Raw genomic sequence first — 18,837 nt, 5'->3', positions numbered from 1 at the left:
CGCCATTAGCGCCTGTTTTGTTAGCTGTACTTAATTGGGTCATACTCAACAGTCTTAACGGGCTAAGTGTTCACCGCGCCAGATTTTGCGCTTAGATGCTGACTGGAAACTCCACGCTAAAACCCGCGTAATTTTATTACCCTGCTGCATCTCAATCGTTTTCACAGTATCGACTTTCAACTGCGCTAAGGCTTGATAACAAGGTTTCAGGTTTTCCTTCTTCGACACTAGACTGGTAAACCATAAGCATTGATCTGCAAACATTTGGCTCTCACGGATCATAGTCGTTAAAAACTGTCGTTCACCGCCTTGGCACCAAAGCTCAGCCGCTTGACCGCCGAAATTCAGCTTAGGTGCAACCTTTACCAAGCCACCCCGATTGAGCTGCAGATTATTCACCTTACGCTTTGTACCTTCGCTCGCCTCAGCCATAGAGGCATGAAATGGCGGATTGCACAGGGTTAACGCAAAACATTCTCCGGCTTGAATGATTCCCTTGAAGACCGCCTTGTCATTTGGCTGTAATCGTAAACCTATCTGCCCTTGCAGCACTGGGTTTTGCTCAATAATACTCTGCACATTACTGAGTGAATGGGCATTAATATCCGAGGCGACAAATTGCCAACCGTATACTTGGCAACCCAATATGGGATAAATACCGTTCGCGCCAGTGCCGATATCTAATACCCTAGTTTTATCCAAAGCAAATACATCATCGCCTTCGGCTAGAAGGTCTGCTAAATAATGTAAATAATCGACTCGACCGGGAATAGGAGGACATAACGCTCCATCAGGAATATCCCAAGACTCAATCCCATAATGATATTTCAGTAGCGCCGCATTAAGGATTTTAACTGCTAACGGATCGGCAAAATCGACCGATAAAGCCCCATAAGGCGTGGGTCGAACAAAGGCTTTTAGCTTAGGGAATGAACTCATCAGCGCCGGAAAATCATAGCCGTTCAAGTGTACATTTCGAGGATGTAAAGCTTTTTTAATCTCAGCACTAGGCCTGTTTTTGACCGACTTGGCTTTGCCTTTCACCTCAGTTCTAGCCTGCTTTGGTGCTTTAGTTTTTGCATGACCAATGTTGGCTGTACTCGTTAGGCGTTTCGCAGTCACTAATTGGACGGGTTTCACGGCAGGTTTTGACATAATAGCTCTTGTAACGCAATGGGCCGACCTAAGTCAGCCCATAGAGTGAGGCAGTAAATTAATCGTACAGATAAGAGGTAAACAATAAGTTTACGATCAAGGGTTTACCAGCTTCTTTGGTGATCAAATTGTTAACCATTTCAAAGCACTCACGACGAATCTCTTCACGACCCGTGAGTGACTTAATCTTCTCTTCCGATTGATTGCCTAACACTTCAACAATTGCGGCTCGTAATAATGGATTATGGAGCTCAATTGTCACTAGATCATCTGGACTCTTTACCATTAACTCAACGCTAATCTTCACAAAACCCAATTTCTTGCGATTAGAAATGTAGTTAGTGACAATTTCGGGTTCGAAACCATAGTAGGCATACTCACCCGTAGGTGGGGTTGCTGCTGCAGGTGCAGCTTCTTTTTCATCGGCCGCATAAACACTGAAAATACTTGTAACCAAGATAAGACAGACTGAAAGTAATTTTTTCATAGCGACTTACGGCTCCCTAAAACAATAATGGTAATGGAAGAAACTTCCCAATCTATATAGCCAAACAACCTGAAGATGCGGTATCCGTATCTGGAAGTAGCTTGGGTATATACCCAAACAACCTGAAGATGCAGTGTCCGTATCTGGAAGTAGCTTGGGTATATACCCAAACAACCTGAAGATGCAGTGTCCGTATCTGGAAGTAGCTTGGGTATATATGCTCGCGTCGCGACATGCTAGACTGCCGACGTTTGTTTATATTGTAACGAGTATTTAATGAATGTGACTAGCTTAAGCTTTCCCTATGGTGAATCTATTCAGTGGTTTTCAGCCGATCTAGCCGACAAACTCCCCAAATCGCCCTTGAAAGAATGGTTGCTTGCCACTGGCAGCCTAACGCAAAAACTCAAAACTTGCTGCGCTCAATTTGAAGTAAAGATACTAGGCGAAGGACTGCATGCTCCCTTAGAGGGCGAATATCCCCAGCAAGGTGCTGTATGGATCCGTGAAGTCTTGCTTTGCCTCGACTCGATACCTTGGGTATTTGCCAGAACCTTGATCCCTGAAAAATTAATGGCCGAGCGCAAAATGGATTTCCTTAGTTTGGGTACTCGCCCCTTAGGTGAATTGCTGTTTAGCCAAGATAACTTCATCCCCGGTAGAATCGAAGTGGCCAGCTTCGAAACCTGTAGTCGCCTTGCCCACTTAGCTGAAAGTTTAGATCAAAGTGTCGAACATGCACTCTGGGGACGCCGCCGCTATTTCCATCACGGTGAGCATGAAATGATCGTCAGCGAAATCTTTCTTCCAGCGGCCGAGCAAGCTATCCGTCAGTTGTAAACTTTAGACTTCATCCAAAGCTTAGTCAGAATTTAGCCTCAAGACAGATAAAAAATGCCTCTAGATCAGAGGCATTTTTGTTCGGGTTTCAAACAATCAACTTAGTGGACATTTAACTTAGTGCACATTTAACTGGCGGCGCCAAGTCAATAAGCTAAGGAAGGCAAGGCTTAACCAACCTAAGCTGCCGCCACCTGAACTCTCACTGGCCGGCGGAGTTACTGGAGGCGTAACAGGTGCAACAACCGTTACCGTCGAACTGCTAATCGCCTTAGTATTTTGCGCATCTGTCACTGTAAGCTTCACAGTATAAGTGCCCGCCTTCGCATAGGTATGGGTTGGCGCCGTGACAGTGCTTGTCGTGCCATCACCAAAATCCCAAGCGTAGGTTAATACTCCCATACCGCCATCAATATTACTGGTGAAGCTTACTGCTAATTGGTTGACAGTATTAGTAAAACTGACAGTTAACGGCGCTATAGCATCAGAGTTCGCATTCGCAAGACGAATAACCGCAGTACCATTATTGCTGGCTTGAGATAGTACCTGCATTGTCAACCCTAGCTGCTGCAACACCATACCTGACTGTGGCTGTAGTGGCGCGCTGTAATCTAAGCTGTCATCGAACAGGCTGACAGCATCGCGATGATTGTCCTCCAAATAGAAGGTTTGATTTACTGTACTAAAGGCCGCATCACGAATTTGTACGTCGGTAGAGCGAGTGCCAATCATATTCTGGTCAGCATCAATCACGCCAATCAAGCCATGGCCAGCGTGGTCTGAAACGTTATTGTCACTGTAGCTAAAATTTTCTAACCAGAGTAAAACTCCGGGATCAAAGCTTTTTGCTTTCAAACCCGCATCGACACCATTATGGCTACGCAGCTGGATAATATAACGAGACTGAGATTTGGGATCCGGACGAAAATCCTTAATCCGGCTATAGCCGTAAAACGTCATTTTATCCGCAACTTCAGCGTTATCACTATATAACTCAGTGGTATTTTGTTTAACGCTGATGTTATCAATAGCGATCCCTGACTCAGAGGTATAATCATCGGTGACATAGTTGATTTCGACAGCAACAGATTTTCCAGAATATGCTGATAAATCATATTCTAATGTTACCCAAGCATCACGACCTTCCGCCAGAGCAAGCGCAGACGATTCACCAGTGATGATATGACGAGCACTATTCATTGCATTGTTCGACTTAGTGTAATTACCCGCAATGGCCACACCATCCACTTTCACCTGCATGTAGTCATAGTTAGGCTCAATACTCCAACTAGCCTTCATACTCAGAATCAGTTTATCTGTTGTTACGGCAGGTAAATTAACATTAAAATTCATGCTGTTATTCAGCATATTTCCTTGGCCAGAATAGTACTGATAACTGCCCTGATAAGGTGTTTTAAAAGGAATTAACACAAGAGGGAGCGGAATAGAGATCTGATTAACCGCCTGATGATTAACCGCCTCATTCAACGTCACTTCCATGCCTGATTTGGGAATGCTATCTAAGGTGATTTCACGTTCATTCAACCACTTACCTTTGTATCTTTTCTGTAGATAAGATCGAGCATAAGGACTAAAACCACTCGGCTGAGCGCCAGGAATAGCACCAGCCCAACTACCACCAGACATTAAAGACCATAGCCCCACAGGCGAGCCGTCTTTCTTATCATTTTCAGAGGTATCGTACTCATCAGGCAGACCTAGATCATGGCCAAACTCGTGGGTACACACGCCCGTTGCCGCATCGATAGGCTGGATTGTATAACCGAATACTTTTTTGTTCGTACCAGGAAGCGCATAACCATTGGTTGCTTGGTCGACATAATATCGATGCGACCATATCGCACTCGATCCTAGTTTTCCGCCGCCGACCTCTTCGCCTACGCTAGAGTGGAAAATCATCACATGGTCGATAATGCCATCGGGCTCATCGTAATTACCGTTATTGTTCAAATCATTTTGGTCTTCAACATCATAACTCGCCAACTCAGCTGCAGACATATTTGCAACAGCTTGAGATACGGCTTCTTTTACCAATTGTTCGACCTGTGAATCACTACGGGTATCTGGATCATTAACACCATAGTATTCAGCATTTTGCGAGGCGGTATACCAGCCCTTCACATCCCCAGTAAAGGAGAAGGTCTGCCCAGAAACCGCTTGATAATATTGATACCCCGAATCTAACGTCTGCCCCTGTGGACCTTTGAAGCCCGTAGGCGAAAAGAGTAATTGCTTGTAGTGGGACGCAGGATAACTCGGGTAATACATGTCTGTATCCCCCGCTTTTAAGCCATTGTCATCATGTTTTAGATCAGCAAAATCCACTAATACTGTGAGCACTTTAACGGTTTTCTTTACATCCGCATCGGCCTGTAAACGCTGTGCAGGTGAGCGCATCATTTGCGATGACTTAGCTCTTTGTAGACGCGCATGTTCAGCTTCAACTTCGATGCGCGGCGCTTTGGGTTGTGCCAAAGTGGCGCGATGAATATAAGCTTCTATCGCCTCCTGCTTTACGCTATCACTGGCATCGGCGGCCACTTCGCCACGCTTAATCAACCAATATAAAATTCGATCTTTATTAATCACACCCGCATCTGCAGGCGTATGATTCGGAGCGGCAATACTCGCGCCGCTAATCAATGCCAACATCAGTCCAAACGCTGTTACGCCTTTTGTACTTCGCATTTTTAACATCCTTCTGTAACAGCTAACGCCGTTTACGCCATTCTATTTATTGAGACTAGTGTCTCTTTGTATTAAGACAAATTGCCTTTAATTAGTAACCTACTCGGGGTTTATCCGTCTTCAAGTGATAGAGACAGAGTTTTCGACATTAGCAGCACTGCACCTCAGTAACAACTTGATACACCTGTTCGCAGGTAAGATTTGCACTTTTGTCAGCAAATATTCAGCAAACCTCTGTGCTGACTCAATTCCAAGCCAAATCTCAGCCATAAAAAAAACCGCATTAACAACGTTAATACGGTTTCGTTTTGATCAAACTAGATAAAGTTAGCCAGCGGTTTTCAGATAGTTTGAAATACCGTCGAGGAACATTTGCACTGAGATCATGACCAGCACCATACCCATCAAACGCTCGACTGCTGTGAGCCCCTTTTCCCCCAGCACACGGGTGAAAAGTTTATAAAACATTAAGATCACCGCACTCGCCCCCCAAGCTGACACTAACGCTATGGTCCAATCGCCCATACGTGAGCTATCGGTATGCGCCAGTAAAATCAAGGCTGCAAGAATCGATGGGCCAGCCATCAAGGGAATAGCCATAGGCACGATAAAAGGCTCTTCTCCCGCGGCTAATCCAACGACACCACCGGGTTGGGGGAAAATCATCTTAATCGCGATCAAAAACAGAATAATACCGCCTGCAATACTCACAGATTCGGAACGAAGATTTAAGAAACTTAAAATGGCTTCACCCGCATAAAGGAAAGACAACATGATCACTAAGGCGAAAAGTAATTCGCGGATCAGTACCTTACGACGTTTCTTGGGATCGATATGCCGTAGAATCGACGCGAAAATCGGCAAATTCCCCAAAGGGTCCATGATCAGAAACAACATTACCGCAGCAGAAAATATATCCATTTAACGTATCAACACCCAAGCCAACATAAGCCGATATTATATACCCAAACAATCTGAAGATGCAGGATTCAGCGGGAATGTAACGCACTTTAGGCAAGGCGGTTATTTGCGGACCTAGTGGGCTAAGTTAAAAATAACCAACACGGCATAAAGTACGTTACAACCCGCCGGAACGGAGCGCCTAGGGAGCTCCACTTCCGTGTTGCAACAATTCAAAAGGTGGCCGACATTCTGTCATTGATGCGCCTTGAATTGAAGCACCCTAGGCGCTCTGAAACTCATATCTTCAGGTAGCTTGGGTATAGTACCTTTTCTCGAGTTAGATCTGAAAATTTCTCCGCAGAATGGCCAAAGTGAATAAAATTCTCCCCTTCAAAACACAGTATAAAATGTCAGTTGAGTAAATTGCCTGCAAGTCACTGCTCACTTTGCTTTACAGCTGGTATACTATGGCGTTTTTTCAGCAAATTTTCCGTGGAATCCATGCTCTATCTTCTTGCTAGCTGTATCGCACTCTTAATTGGCCCTCTGTTTTATCGCTACTTCTCATCGAGTAGTGGCTTACAAAAGGGGCTCGATGGTTTTATATTCGTCTCATTAGGCGGATTAGTGCTGATCCACATCTTGCCAGAATTACTCGAGCATGGTGGCATGCTTGCGATCGTCTTTGTACTCCTCGGCATCTGGGGGCCTACCGCCAGCGAACGCCTATTTCACCGTTATTCAGAAGTCACCCATAATTTTACGCTTTTCTTGGGTATTGGTGGCTTATTACTGCATACCATCACCGATGGCACCGCTATGGTTTTGGCGCAGCAAGACGATAACTCCATTCTGCTAGCTCTTGGTGTCATACTCCACCAATTACCCGTCGGTTTTGCAGTATGGTGGATACTTAAACCCCATCTCGGAACACGTTGGACACTTATGATCTTTGCAGCCCAGATGCTATTTACAGGCATAGGCTATTTCGCCGGTGAGCAACTACTTCCTTATTTAAATATCGATGACACTGTCTACTTACAAGCCTTTATTACAGGCACAATTCTGCATGTGGTACTACATCAACCCCATGGTCAGCATGAAAGTGATACGCAAGGCAAATATGAATACCAAGCTGGCATAGGTAGTTTGCTCGGCATCGGTTTACTCGTGATGCTGCTATTAATGGATTCAGGCGGCCACGAACATGCCCACCATGATCACAGCACAGAGCAATTAATAACTTGGCTATTAAAGCTCGCACCCGTGTTGCTGCTGAGCTATGGTGCGGCTGCGCTGCGCTTTAAATTAGGTTTGACGCCGCAGGATAGCAGTTTAGCCCGTCGCTGGTTCCAACGCTTAGCTGGGCCTGAAGCCTTAGTGATCACAGCTCTACTTCTTGGTCCTTGGTTAGCATTATTCCAATTGCTTGTAGTGTTTATTCTGAGTGCGTATTTAAGCCATGCTAACGTCACCATTACCGATCCACACACTAAATTACCCAGCAATTCACTGCGTTTCGGCTTTGCTCATTTAGTCGATCGCAGCGCACCTTGGATTTTACTTAGCCTAGTATTAGTGAATTTAATTGGCCACCCTTCAATGCCCTTAAGCAATCCATTGCTACAGGTTGTTGTGCTATTACTTGTATTTTTACCTATGCGTTTCTGCAACTTAGGCGCCGCCGTACTCGCTCTTGCACTGGCTTATAGTGGCTGGAGTCCTATTGCGATTATGATGCCGCTGATTGCAGCACCTGTACTCAACATAGCTCAGCTTAAGTTAATGACATGGACGCAAAGGGCAATATTACTGAGTATTATTGCGCTGAGCTTAGCCGCAGCATTACGCTTGCCACTATGGTTCTCCTTATTTACCTTGCCTGAAGTCGTGAACTTAATTGCTCTACTGATCCTCTCAGGGGTGTTTGCCGCCAGCTTACTGCGCTTAGGTCCACGTAAATTTTTACGCCGCTTAATGCTCAGCAAACCTGCAGTTCATGCGCATAGTCACGCCCATAGCCATTCCCACGAGAATACACATACTCACGAATCTAGCGCTTCGCACACAGACGAGCAGAAACCTGTTGTGACACCTAGTGCCGATAAACATGCACATGAACACACAAAAACAGATAAGCACTCGCACCACTAACGCTGTTCATTTGTGAGCAGACAGGCTAAGTTAATCTACCTTTGGATTAATTTAGCCTGCTATGTGCATACTCTTTGTCGCCATTAATGCCCATCCTAAGTATCCCTTAATCATCTGCGCCAACCGCGATGAGTTTCATCATAGACCAACTGCGCCAGCGCATTTTTGGCCGCCGGAAGAAAACATACTCGCGGGTAAAGATCTGCAGGCCGGTGGCACTTGGTTTGGCATCAATAAACAAGGACAAATCGCAGGCATAACCAATCTGCGCGTTCCGCAAAAGAACCCTGAAGCCATGCGTAGTCGTGGCGAGCTAATTACTATGACGCTCAACTCAGGGTCGCTCGTGTGCCCTAATTGGCTCGTTGAACATAGCGACAATTATCAGCCGTTCAATCTCATCTTCGGCCAAGGCACTGACTTATATTGTTTTAACAGTATCAATAAAGACACAGTAAAACTTGCCGATGGATTTCATGCCATTAGCAATGGTGCACTCGATGATATTTGGCCGAAAATGGCGAAGGGACAGCAGGCGTTAGAAGCGGCAATCAGCCAGTCCAGCAGTATAGAAGTGCAAGTACTGTTACAACTAATGAAAGACGATTCCCAGCCGCAAGATAATGAGCTGCCTAATACGGGAGTCGGGATCGAGTGGGAACGGCGTTTAGCTGCGATTTATATTCGTCACCCCGACTATGGCACCCGCTCCACCAGCATTCTGCTTGAAGATGCTGAGGGCGGTATGCATTTCACCGAAGTGAGATACGATGGCAAAGGTAGACAGCTTGGACAGCAGGATTTCCATTTAACCCTGCCCGCCGAGCCGCCAGCCAAACCAGACTGTTTATTATCGCAAATCTAATTTGAACTGCAGTGCAGCACTGAGTGTAAAGGACACGGTTTAGTCTGAACTGTGGTCCATAGTGATCACCCAACGATCGTCGATTTTTTCAATCAACAGAGTAAACACGCCCGTTGGGGCATCTTTTATCCGCCGTAAATCCCAGCGCCCAACAACCATAGCGGCGTAATTACTGAGCATTTTGATTTCTTTGATAGTGAACTTCAGTTCACCAAGCGCTTCTTTATTTGGATAATTTTTCTTATAGGCAGCGAGAGTTTCTTCCCAGCCAAAACGAAACTTACCATTAGAGACAAAACGCAGTTGATCACTCTTCCAATAGCCTTGCATATAAGCATCGAGATCGCCGCGATTCCAGGCGTCTTCTTGGCCTTTGAGCATCTGCGTAATTTCATCCGTCGGCACCGCATTAACATGACAAGTCAGCAAGAGTAACAGTGCCGCAAAAACACGCTGCCAGATAACCTTGTTTAATAGTCCATTTTTCAACATAGTATCGTTCCCCCACAATCAATCAGGTTAAACTGTACTATACCGAATTCAGTACAGACTATCTTGTTTAAGCCAGTTTAAAATCTAAAAAAGCTGATGATATTATTAATTTTTCGACTCTGGGCACCGAACTATGTTTACACCACTTTGCCGTTGGCTACTTAACACTTCAGGCTGGCAGATAGAAGGCCAACTGCCCGACTGTGCTAAATACATCATCATAGTTGCACCGCACACTAGTAACTGGGACTTCATTGTCGGCATTTTAGCCCGTGGCGCCCTAGGTATCCGCATTCACTTTCTCGGCAAACACCAACTCTTTATCCCGCCTTGGGGCTGGTTTTTCCGCGCCATTGGCGGCCGTCCGGTGGATCGGCGCAAGAACAACAACTTAGTCGATGCCGCCGTGCAGCTGTTTGAGTCAAAATCCGATTACAAGTTAGCGCTAGCGCCAGAAGGCACCCGCGGCCCAGTGACGCGCTGGAAGTGCGGCTTTTATCATATAGCCAGCAAGGCCCAAGTACCCATTACACCCGTTGGCTTAGATTTTAGCCGCCGCACTGTCGTTATCCGCACACCACTGCAACCAAGTGACGATATCGTGACCGACATGCAAGAGATTTTGAGCTTCTATCGCACCATTAAAGGCCGTCATCCCAAGGTGATCCCTGATTTTATAGCGAGTGCCAAATATTAACATTTATTCCATTTAGAGCAGCAAATATGCAACCCGAAACCTGGTTACTCTATTTATTTGCCATTGTATTGATTGGGATTTCACCCGGTCCTATCGCTATGTTGTCTATGTCCCATGGGATCCACTTCGGCAAGATGCGCAGCATAGCCACAGGCCTTGGCAGTGTTAGCGCCGCTTTAATCTTAATGATGGCGTCAGCGGCAGGACTGGGGGCGATTATTAGCGCCTCAGAATACGGTTTTACCCTGCTCAAATGGTGCGGCGCGGCCTATTTAGTATTTTTAGGTATTAAGCTGTTATTGACGAAAAACCAAGCTCAAGCCCTTGAAGTTAGCCCGTCAGAGGGCAAAGGTACGCCTGCGCAGCTTTATAAGCAGGCGTTTCTAGTGGGGATCAGTAATCCGAAGGATTTACTGTTTTTTGCCGCCTTGTTTCCGCAATTTATCAATCTTGCCGCGCCGCAATTACCGCAACTGACCATCCTTGCCATCACTTGGGCCGTGGTGGATTTTAGCTTTGTGATGATTTATGCCTGTATGGCCAATGTGCTTGCGCCCAGCCTAAAGGCGAGCAACAAGCTGCATTGGTTTGACAGAACCAGCGGCGGTGTATTTATCACCTTAGCCACGATTCTTGTCTCTCGAAACTAAATCGATAATCATCGACAGTCATCAAACTAGTCGACCTTAACCGACTTTAAACTGCGAATATCATTGCCGGTAGGCGCTTGGAACGCCTGCAGACCAAACTCAGGCAATATTGCAAAAACATGGTCGAAGATATCCGCTTGTATCGCTTCATAAAATGCCCAGCGAGTGTCGTTAGTGAAGATATAAATCTCGATCGGTAGACCCTCTGTGGTTGGCGCGAGCTGCCGCACCATTAGGGTCATATCCTTGTGCACCTTATCGTGACGCTGTAGGTATTCCTGCAGGTAAGCGCGGAAGGTGCCAACGTTAGTCAAATGGCGGCCGTTCACTTTCATATCGAGATCCGACACTCTGGCATTCGACTCACGAATTTCGTTTATTTTTGCGGGGAAATATTCTTTTAAGCAATTGATCTTACTGAGACGTTCGCGCTCTTCCTCGGTCAAAAACTTTATGCTGTTAATATCGATATTAATCGCGCGTTTGATCCTGCGACCGCCCGACTCAGACATACCCCGCCAGTTGCGAAACGCATCCGACACTAAGGCATAAGCAGGGATCATAGTGATGGTTTTGTCCCAGTTACGCACTTTCACTGTGGTCAGCGAGACTTCTTCTACCGCACCGTCGGCGCCGTATTTATCCATCTGGATCCAGTCGCCTTTACTCACCATACGGTTAGCCGCTAACTGAATGCCCGCCACAAAACCTAAGATAGTGTCGCGGAACACTAACATCACAAAACCCGTTGCCACACCTAAGCCGCTGAGGAAGTACACAGGTGATTGATCGGCCAAGATTGAGATAGAAACGATAATCCCAACAAAGAATAAAAATAGCTTAGTTAACTGTACGAAACTCTTAACAGGCAAGCGCCGACTCACCAGATTCACATCTGAAATTTCATCAACCGCATCCATACCTGCATACATAGCGCGGATAATCAGCACCACTAACCAAATACTCAGTAATCGGTCGACTAGCCCGCTTAGCAGTGGATGCTCAGTCAGCGCGATTGGCACCAATAGATTAAGTACGATAGCGGGCACAAGCATGGCCAGCTTTTCAAGTACCTTATAACGCATGAATACATCGTCCCACGTCGCCTTAGAGCGCAGGATCACCATATTCACCGCACGAATCACCACGCGTCGGACAATAAAATAAGCGATGCTCGCTAACAGTAAGCAAGCAATAACCATAACTGTGGTCGATATTCCATCAGAGGGTTGGCTATCAATCCCAAAGCCCGCTAACCATGCCGAAATTTCGAGCCTTATTTCCTGATCCACAATTTCACTCCAACGTAGGTGCTAGCGCAACAAACCCATACAAAGGTAACTGCCGAGTTGACCTCGGTTAAATGTCACCCTAGAAAACACTCAAATCAAAACACAAAATATTTACAAATACTTATTTTAAAAGAGATTTTAGCATTTTGAATTGACCCCGCACACAGGAAAATGAACAATATTTCCCCTACCCCTAAGGAAACCATCCCATGAGTCGTCATTCATATACGCTAGCCTGTCTTAGCTTTGGACTCCTGAGCCTATGCCAACCGCTTCAAGCGGCCGAATATAGCACTTCTAAGCAATTAGTTAGGCCAGATAAATCAGACGAAACTGCCAATGCACCTTATATCGCTCTCATGCTCGATTATATTCCCGCCACAGATAATCTCTATGGCATTACAATCGCCCCCTATCATTTCGATAATAATTACCAACAATGGGGTTATTACCTAGGCTATGCCCGCAGTCGTGAAACCGATATTATCGTGCCAGAACCCGCGCAGTCCTATCGCCAAGAAAGCCTCTTCCGCTTAGGCTTAAGCTACAGCTTAACGGCAGATTTAAGCTTTTATGCCGGAGGCAGCGGCTATATCAGCACAGTGTCTTACACGAATAACATTTCACCCAAAATTGTCGATGGCAAACCCACATGGGAAGAAGATAAAACGACCCGTTGGGGCGCAGAAGCTGGGCTAAGATATCGAATCACTGAGCACTTCATACTGAGTGCCGGTTATAACTCCAGCACAGAATCCACTATTTTAAGCATAGGTTACGCGGGCTAAGCTCCTAGCGATTGGGCTTGAGCTTGAACTATTTATTGCGTTAGCTCGGCTCGCGCCTTAGCAAGATCAGCCTCGACTTCGGCGACTTTATTGCGTTTCTTGTTGATTTTATCCATAGAACGACCTTCTTCTATGGCTTTGGCCAATTCGTTTTGGCGCTCGGTGAGTTTTTCCTCTAAGGCCTCAACTTTAGCGACTCGCTCGGCGTATAAGCTATCATCGTCGCAATGGGTTGAAACTTCGTCATAGGCCTTTTCAAGTCCCGCGACTTTATGCTTATTACCTGCCGCTTTTGCTTGGGCAAGTTCGGCACTAATAGCATCTAATTTCGCCGCGCAGCCCACTTTCGGTGCTTCAGCAGCCAAAGTGACAGTGCTAAATGCCAATCCAATCACTAAGCCATAAATTCCATGTTTCATCTGCATCTTAATCTCCTGTTACTTTATTCATTGAGCATACCGCTCATGTACACCTATCTAATAGTGCCACAGTCAGCTAGCTCAATCTGTACTAGCGTTAAAATCTCGCCATTAATCCACTTTATTCATCAAAACACGACTTAGACAATGACTAACATGCGGCAAATTGTTTATGTTAGGGCAGAATATTGACTCAGACGGATATCGGAGCCAGAAAATTAATGCACACTTCATTACGCCTTAGCGCACTTAGCTCATTGTTATTGCTAACATCATCGGTTATGGCGGCCGACGTAGCCAATATCACCCTAGAAAATGGCGCCCAAGTCAGACTCAAAGACGACTTTACCTGGGAATACGTGATCACAGAAACCAAAGCCGCGCCCAATGCCCTAGCCGCTGCAGCCGTAGCAAGTGCATCGAGCAATGTTGCCAGTGTCCTAAGTACCGCAGTTACCACTCAAACTGTTGCTGCGCCAGTCACCACATTGACCGCCACTGCGATTACCCAACCTGAGCTATTAGGCTCAACGGCAAAAGATGGGATCAAAGTCAGCTTTGCTGAAGGTCAATGGAAAGGCGACAAACTCGGACTCAGCTTCGATCTCGCCAGCACCAGCAATGAACACGTTACCTTAGTTGAAGTTGAAGCTAGCTTCTTCGCCGATAATGGTACTTTGCTCAAAACCGAAAAACTCGAAGTGTGGGAAGCCATTTTCCGCATGCCTGAGACCTATCTACGCAAAGGCGAACAGCGTAAAAGCAGCGTCATTTGGGTCGAAGGCATAGATAAATCCCAATGGCAGAAGCAGCTCATTAACCTCAAAATAACCGAAATTAACTCACGCTAACTGGCAAAGAAGTAAGGGATTGCGAACCCGTTTTCAATCCCTTATCAACACTTTTATCAAATGTTATTGCTTTGTAGAGCCTGTGTTCGAGTAGAATGACAACACTTACTCTCCCTTTATTTTGAGCCCACGAGCAAGATGCATAATCTGATATCCAATCCAGCATTGTACCTTGTTGCTACGCTCTGTAGTGTCAGCCCCTTGTGTTATGCCGACACAGTTTTTTTGCTCAATGGCGATAAAATTAGCGGTGAAATTAAAGAGTTTAACGATCAAAATCTCATCATCAACACCAGTTATACCCCTAAAATTACCATTCAACGCAGTGCCATTCTCAGCCTCGAAGTCACAGATACTAGACCTTGGAGTGTCAGTCGTTCCATACAGGACATAAGTATTCAAGCCTCTAATGAACATGGCATGGTATTAATTAATAACCAGCACACTCCCGTGAGTGAGTTGAGATTCTCGCAGCACTATGCAAACTCAGATTGGAATTTTAACGGTAGTGTAGAAACCACACTTGATGTCACCAAAAACAAGAAAAATAGTCAGAAGCTACATATCAAAGGCGATATCACAGCGGAAACCTTGCAATGGCGACATAATATCAAGACCGAAGTGCGCTACGAAACCGAAGATGACGTGACTAAGCGCAACACCCTCGAAGGACATTATTCATTAGACTATCTGCTCAATGAGCATTGGCTGTTACGTCAGGAAGATTTTTATGAAGAAGATAAACTCGGCATCGATAGCCATAGCTATTATGCAGCGCTCGGTCCTGGTTATCGCTTTTGGGGTGCTGGGCGCGATAAATTAGACTTCGTCGTAACCTACAACCATTTTTGGCTTGAACAACAGTCCTTTAAACTAGAACTAAATGCTTGGGCAGCCTCACTTAACTATAAACAATATTGGTTTGGTGGCATTTTAGAGTCCTATGCCGATCTGCAAATTGCCTTCCCAGATATGCCTTCGATTGATTACATCTCAAACTCGACAGTAGGACTTAAATATCTGCTAACTCAGCGGATTTATTTGTCATTTAAATATGACTTCAATGACACTAAAACAGTGATAGGCAATACGAGAGATACCAGCTACACCTTAGGATTAGGGGTTAACTTCTAATCCTGATTCCCGATACGCTAACCTGTGAGCCATAGGATGTTCATCATTCAATTGCAGTAAATCCCATAAGTTACCGTAGAGATCTTTAAACACAGCGACTGTGCCATAGTCTTGTTCTTGCGGCTCGCGCGCAAACTCCACGCCATCGGCGACCATACGGCGATAATCACGCCAAAGTCATCGGTATTCAAGAAATAAAGTAAGGGGATATCCAAATAATTTGAGGGTCTAGCTAGCTTATCGATCAACGGTTTCCTCGCATTATATCAGCCCCTCGATTGAGGGGCTTTCTATCATGGATTAGAGACTTCCTGCATTATACAGCGGCGCCCAAGCGCACATTGTACGATTGTTACTTACATCAAACAGATTGAAACGACTACAGTTATTGTCATAGTTGTAACTACCAATGTTGATTCTATATTGCCCCAAATGTACATCTTGCAACGACACATGACGGCCATCCTTTAATAAAGAAAAATGCAAATGGGGCCCAGTTGAACTCCCACCTTCACACAAGGCTGCATTTTTATTATTTGCATAAATGCCCATCACGGTATTTTGGTTTACATATTGACCATTACGCACTGTAATTTGATCCATATGATAATAGTTAGTCGCCCAACCGTTAGCATTGGTCACCCGTACTTGGCAGCGAGACAACACATTGACAGTCCCATCATGTGCGGAAGCAACCGAATACGTCGGACTTCCCCATTGTGGCCAATCGTAGGATACATCGATTGATGATAGCGGATAGCCAGACCCAGTATGCGAATGAGCACCATTGGATTGCCATGAATATCCCTGTCGCCAAGGCATTTGCAACATGTTACTGGGTGGCAGACTACTCGCGGTAATATTCGCCAATGGGACGACTTGTTGCATCGACTGAGTTGAATCAGCTACAAGCGGATTTTTAGCAACTGAACTCATTAACAACTCACGGTCAGTATTGCCAAATAATAATCTAAACTGCTCAATGAATGGGTCCAATCCCAAAGCGTGCTCACCCGTCATAACGGCATCTTGCTGTTGCTCTATCCTACGACCGTTTAACAAAGCCAATAATGCGAAACTCGATGCGTTAACTGCGTCGGTACTTGGCGGGTATAGGCCTTTTAATTGAGACTCTTCATAGGCATAAAAACGTTGTGATAGCTGAGCCAATACATCTTGGAGTTGTTCCTCAAAACCCTGTTTATCCGATAATGTTCCCAAAGGTCGGTTAAGCGCTTCAGCTGTCGGAGACGAAATTAACTGAGATTGCATTTCCATCAAAGTCAGTATGACTTTGGGGTTAATACTATAATATCCAGCCCAATGCGTAATCGCCTCTTCTTTATCGATTAAATCAGGAACATTGACGTAAATAAAGTCAGCTAAATCAAACTGCGATGCATCTACGCCATATAAAAACATCCGATTATTAAATGGCAGTAACACACTAGGCATATCTACCATTTTCATTTCTTCTGCATCAATATGATACTGACTGGTTGGCATATCAGATGCGAACGATGGTAACGCTATTATCGCGGAGACACTTAACGCGCGGCCTATCCATAATGCCGTGCAACGTATTTTAAAAAAATTCATACTTATCAGATTCCTTTAGTAAGTCACTCAGATTAAATATTATTTTCAAATGCCAGCTTGCTTTAGACGTAATGATATTCACGACTAAATTTTTATCGCTAGAGAACATTAAAGAAGCTAAGTGACAATAATCGCCTATGCAAATAAGTGACGTATAAAACTGTCAACAAAAACTGACGCTCATTAATTTAAATGTGAGTTAAATACTAAAGTACGAAAAAAGTGAATTGGTAATTATAAAAACCAAAGAATAATTTATTCGATAGATATTTAATTTTGAATAAAAACATAATGGCATTGGCCGATCCATTATAAAATCTATCCGTTCCACAAGAATAAATTGAAATTTACAGTGAATTCCCAATAAAAATGATCAATAACTGAGAATTTTAAACGAACTTAACAGAGGTCAAACACAAAGAGTATTCCCAGTGTTTGACCCCATTAAATAGCTTGCGCGGTAATTCATACGAAATACTGAATCTTAACTCATTCGCTTAGCCATGACATGATTCGGGTTCAATTGCAGTAAATCCCATAAGTTACCGTAGAGATCTTTAAACACAGCGACTGTGCCATAGTCTTGTTCTTGCGGCTCACGCGCAAACTCCACGCCATCGGCGACCATACGGCGATAATCACGCCAAAAGTCATCGGTATTTAAAAATAAAAACACCCGACCACCCGCCTGATTACCGATAAAATCGAACTGCTCAGGTTTAGACGCCCGCGCTAACAAGATAGAAGCGCCCTTAGAACCCGGTGGGGCAACAACGACCCAGCGCTTATCTTGCTCGGCTTGATAAGTGTCTTCGACTAATTCGAATTTTAATTTATTCACATAAAAATCAATCGCCTCGTCGTAATCTCTTACGACTAAGGCGATATGCACGAGAGCTTGTTTCATGGCAACCTTAAATCAATCCTATTTGGTCACCAGTTTACAGGTCATTTCTGGTGCTTCGTAGCCCCAAACCACTTTCGCTTCGCCTTGATGTTCCCATAGGCTTTCATTGCGGCCTTGATACTTAGCGCCGCTGCCGCTGGGTTGCACAAACATTAATGAAGTACTATCACCATGTTCAGCAATCAGGGTGGCAGGTTCGGTTTTAAAATAAGTCACCACTACTTCGTTAGCTGGATTGCCGTCACAGGCATAAAACACTGGGCCAGTCATTTCTACTAAACGATATTGTGCCTGCAGTTCGGCAATGCGGGTTTGATAACTAGATTCAATACACGCGTGCTTATCGTCGCTCTTCCAGCATTCATTACGGCCTTTCACCCAACCACGTTGCATCGCCTTTAAAGTAGGAGGTTGTTCATTCTTCGCTTTTTCAAGCGCTTGGCTATAAACCTTAGCTAACTGATTATCAAGTTGGTTCAACCCCTCATCCTTACAGACCATGTCTTCAATACTGCCAGCATTCACTTTCGTGCAGTCAAAAGAAGGTGCATTAGCCGCCATTGTTCCCGCACTTAACGCGCTAACCATCACACCTGCGGCACAGTACCATTTGAAACCCAATCGATTACTTATCATCTTATTTGTTAACTTAGCCATCTCAATTCCTTTGTATTTCTGTGGTTTGTTTCAACGCTTGCCATAGCTAACCCTATATAGGCTTAACCGAGCCTGACTCAAAGCACTATGCCTTGAAGAACCATGCCTTAAAGTGCACTCATAGTGATGTGATTTACTTTTATCTCGGTTCTAACTTAAGACTTAACCCTCAGCCGATATGCTGCGAAAACACCTAATTCTAGTGCGCTGCGAGGAAAATGCCCAGAGACTAAGAGCC

The 18,837-nt window shown here is 45.0% G+C and carries 18 protein-coding genes and 1 pseudogene; 8 read left to right on the top strand and 11 right to left on the bottom strand.

Features of this window, described 5'->3' with window-relative positions; genetic code table 11:
- Window positions 1-54 precede the first annotated feature (54 nt).
- Window positions 55-1,155, bottom strand: coding sequence for a 23S rRNA (adenine(1618)-N(6))-methyltransferase RlmF (gene rlmF, locus HUB64_RS10880; RefSeq protein WP_173496989.1), 1,101 nt, complete (start codon window positions 1,153-1,155; stop codon window positions 55-57).
- 58 nt (window positions 1,156-1,213) lie between these two features.
- Window positions 1,214-1,642, bottom strand: coding sequence for a flagellar basal body-associated protein FliL (locus HUB64_RS10875; protein ID WP_168826922.1), 429 nt, complete (start codon window positions 1,640-1,642; stop codon window positions 1,214-1,216).
- A gap of 276 nt (window positions 1,643-1,918) precedes the next feature.
- On the opposite strand from HUB64_RS10875, the gene HUB64_RS10870 reads away from it, so the two are divergent.
- The gene (locus tag HUB64_RS10870; protein WP_131525672.1) at window positions 1,919-2,482 is read left to right on the top strand and encodes a chorismate lyase; all 564 of its coding nucleotides are present in this window, start codon (window positions 1,919-1,921) and stop codon (window positions 2,480-2,482) included.
- 117 nt (window positions 2,483-2,599) lie between these two features.
- Here HUB64_RS10870 and HUB64_RS10865 read toward each other — a convergent pair whose 3' ends face one another.
- Entirely contained in the window at window positions 2,600-5,191 is a 2,592-nt protein-coding gene (locus tag HUB64_RS10865; protein ID WP_173496988.1) for an immune inhibitor A domain-containing protein, read from the bottom strand.
- A 327-nt stretch (window positions 5,192-5,518) separates the two neighbouring features.
- On the bottom strand, window positions 5,519-6,112 hold the full coding sequence (locus HUB64_RS10860) for a YhgN family NAAT transporter (RefSeq protein WP_011848195.1): 594 nt from the start codon (window positions 6,110-6,112) through the stop codon (window positions 5,519-5,521).
- Between the two features lie 483 nt (window positions 6,113-6,595).
- On the opposite strand from HUB64_RS10860, the gene HUB64_RS10855 reads away from it, so the two are divergent.
- The gene (locus HUB64_RS10855; protein WP_173497909.1) at window positions 6,596-8,248 is read left to right on the top strand and encodes a metal transporter; all 1,653 of its coding nucleotides are present in this window, start codon (window positions 6,596-6,598) and stop codon (window positions 8,246-8,248) included.
- A gap of 61 nt (window positions 8,249-8,309) precedes the next feature.
- A complete protein-coding gene (locus tag HUB64_RS10850; RefSeq protein ID WP_173496987.1) occupies window positions 8,310-9,113 on the top strand; it encodes an NRDE family protein in 804 nt (267 codons plus the stop codon).
- 39 nt (window positions 9,114-9,152) lie between these two features.
- Here the strand turns inward: HUB64_RS10850 and HUB64_RS10845 are convergent, their stop codons facing one another.
- Window positions 9,153-9,605 (bottom strand): DUF4440 domain-containing protein, encoded by a 453-nt coding sequence (locus tag HUB64_RS10845; RefSeq protein ID WP_105250965.1) that lies wholly within the window; start codon window positions 9,603-9,605, stop codon window positions 9,153-9,155.
- Between the two features lie 133 nt (window positions 9,606-9,738).
- Between HUB64_RS10845 and HUB64_RS10840 the strand changes: the two genes are divergently transcribed.
- Window positions 9,739-10,302, top strand: coding sequence for a lysophospholipid acyltransferase family protein (locus HUB64_RS10840; protein WP_173496986.1), 564 nt, complete (start codon window positions 9,739-9,741; stop codon window positions 10,300-10,302).
- Between the two features lie 26 nt (window positions 10,303-10,328).
- On the top strand, window positions 10,329-10,952 hold the full coding sequence (locus tag HUB64_RS10835) for a LysE family translocator (protein WP_173496985.1): 624 nt from the start codon (window positions 10,329-10,331) through the stop codon (window positions 10,950-10,952).
- Window positions 10,953-10,978: 26 nt separating this feature from the next.
- Here the strand turns inward: HUB64_RS10835 and HUB64_RS10830 are convergent, their stop codons facing one another.
- On the bottom strand, window positions 10,979-12,244 hold the full coding sequence (locus HUB64_RS10830; RefSeq protein ID WP_105250962.1) for a mechanosensitive ion channel family protein: 1,266 nt from the start codon (window positions 12,242-12,244) through the stop codon (window positions 10,979-10,981).
- 209 nt (window positions 12,245-12,453) lie between these two features.
- On the opposite strand from HUB64_RS10830, the gene HUB64_RS10825 reads away from it, so the two are divergent.
- The gene (locus HUB64_RS10825; protein ID WP_173496984.1) at window positions 12,454-13,032 is read left to right on the top strand and encodes an outer membrane protein; all 579 of its coding nucleotides are present in this window, start codon (window positions 12,454-12,456) and stop codon (window positions 13,030-13,032) included.
- 32 nt (window positions 13,033-13,064) lie between these two features.
- Here HUB64_RS10825 and HUB64_RS10820 read toward each other — a convergent pair whose 3' ends face one another.
- On the bottom strand, window positions 13,065-13,457 hold the full coding sequence (locus HUB64_RS10820) for a DUF1090 domain-containing protein (RefSeq protein WP_105250960.1): 393 nt from the start codon (window positions 13,455-13,457) through the stop codon (window positions 13,065-13,067).
- A 215-nt stretch (window positions 13,458-13,672) separates the two neighbouring features.
- Between HUB64_RS10820 and HUB64_RS10815 the strand changes: the two genes are divergently transcribed.
- Both HUB64_RS10815 and HUB64_RS10810 read left to right on the top strand, forming a co-directional pair.
- Entirely contained in the window at window positions 13,673-14,302 is a 630-nt protein-coding gene (locus HUB64_RS10815) for a DUF3157 family protein (protein ID WP_173496983.1), read from the top strand.
- A 138-nt stretch (window positions 14,303-14,440) separates the two neighbouring features.
- Window positions 14,441-15,436 carry a DUF481 domain-containing protein gene (locus HUB64_RS10810; protein WP_173496982.1) on the top strand — a complete coding sequence of 332 codons (996 nt, stop codon included), beginning with the start codon at window positions 14,441-14,443 and terminating at the stop codon, window positions 15,434-15,436.
- Here HUB64_RS10810 and HUB64_RS10805 read toward each other — a convergent pair.
- From HUB64_RS10805 to HUB64_RS10790, 4 genes and pseudogenes are all read right to left on the bottom strand, one after another.
- Window positions 15,419-15,610: pseudogene (locus tag HUB64_RS10805) on the bottom strand (VOC family protein); the annotation flags it as partial. The gene HUB64_RS10810 and the pseudogene HUB64_RS10805 sit on opposite strands and share 18 nt — an antisense overlap.
- Window positions 15,611-15,736: 126 nt before the next feature.
- Window positions 15,737-17,035 carry a M23 family metallopeptidase gene (locus HUB64_RS10800; RefSeq protein WP_173496981.1) on the bottom strand — a complete coding sequence of 433 codons (1,299 nt, stop codon included), beginning with the start codon at window positions 17,033-17,035 and terminating at the stop codon, window positions 15,737-15,739.
- A gap of 484 nt (window positions 17,036-17,519) precedes the next feature.
- Window positions 17,520-17,942, bottom strand: coding sequence for a VOC family protein (locus HUB64_RS10795; protein ID WP_006083714.1), 423 nt, complete (start codon window positions 17,940-17,942; stop codon window positions 17,520-17,522).
- Between the two features lie 18 nt (window positions 17,943-17,960).
- On the bottom strand, window positions 17,961-18,599 hold the full coding sequence (locus HUB64_RS10790) for an MliC family protein (protein WP_173496980.1): 639 nt from the start codon (window positions 18,597-18,599) through the stop codon (window positions 17,961-17,963).
- Window positions 18,600-18,837: the final 238 nt, after the last annotated feature.

The organism is Shewanella sp. ISTPL2, from assembly GCF_013283205.1.
GTDB classification, from domain to species: domain Bacteria; phylum Pseudomonadota; class Gammaproteobacteria; order Enterobacterales; family Shewanellaceae; genus Shewanella; species Shewanella oncorhynchi.
This window is presented reverse-complemented; position numbering and strand designations above follow the sequence as displayed.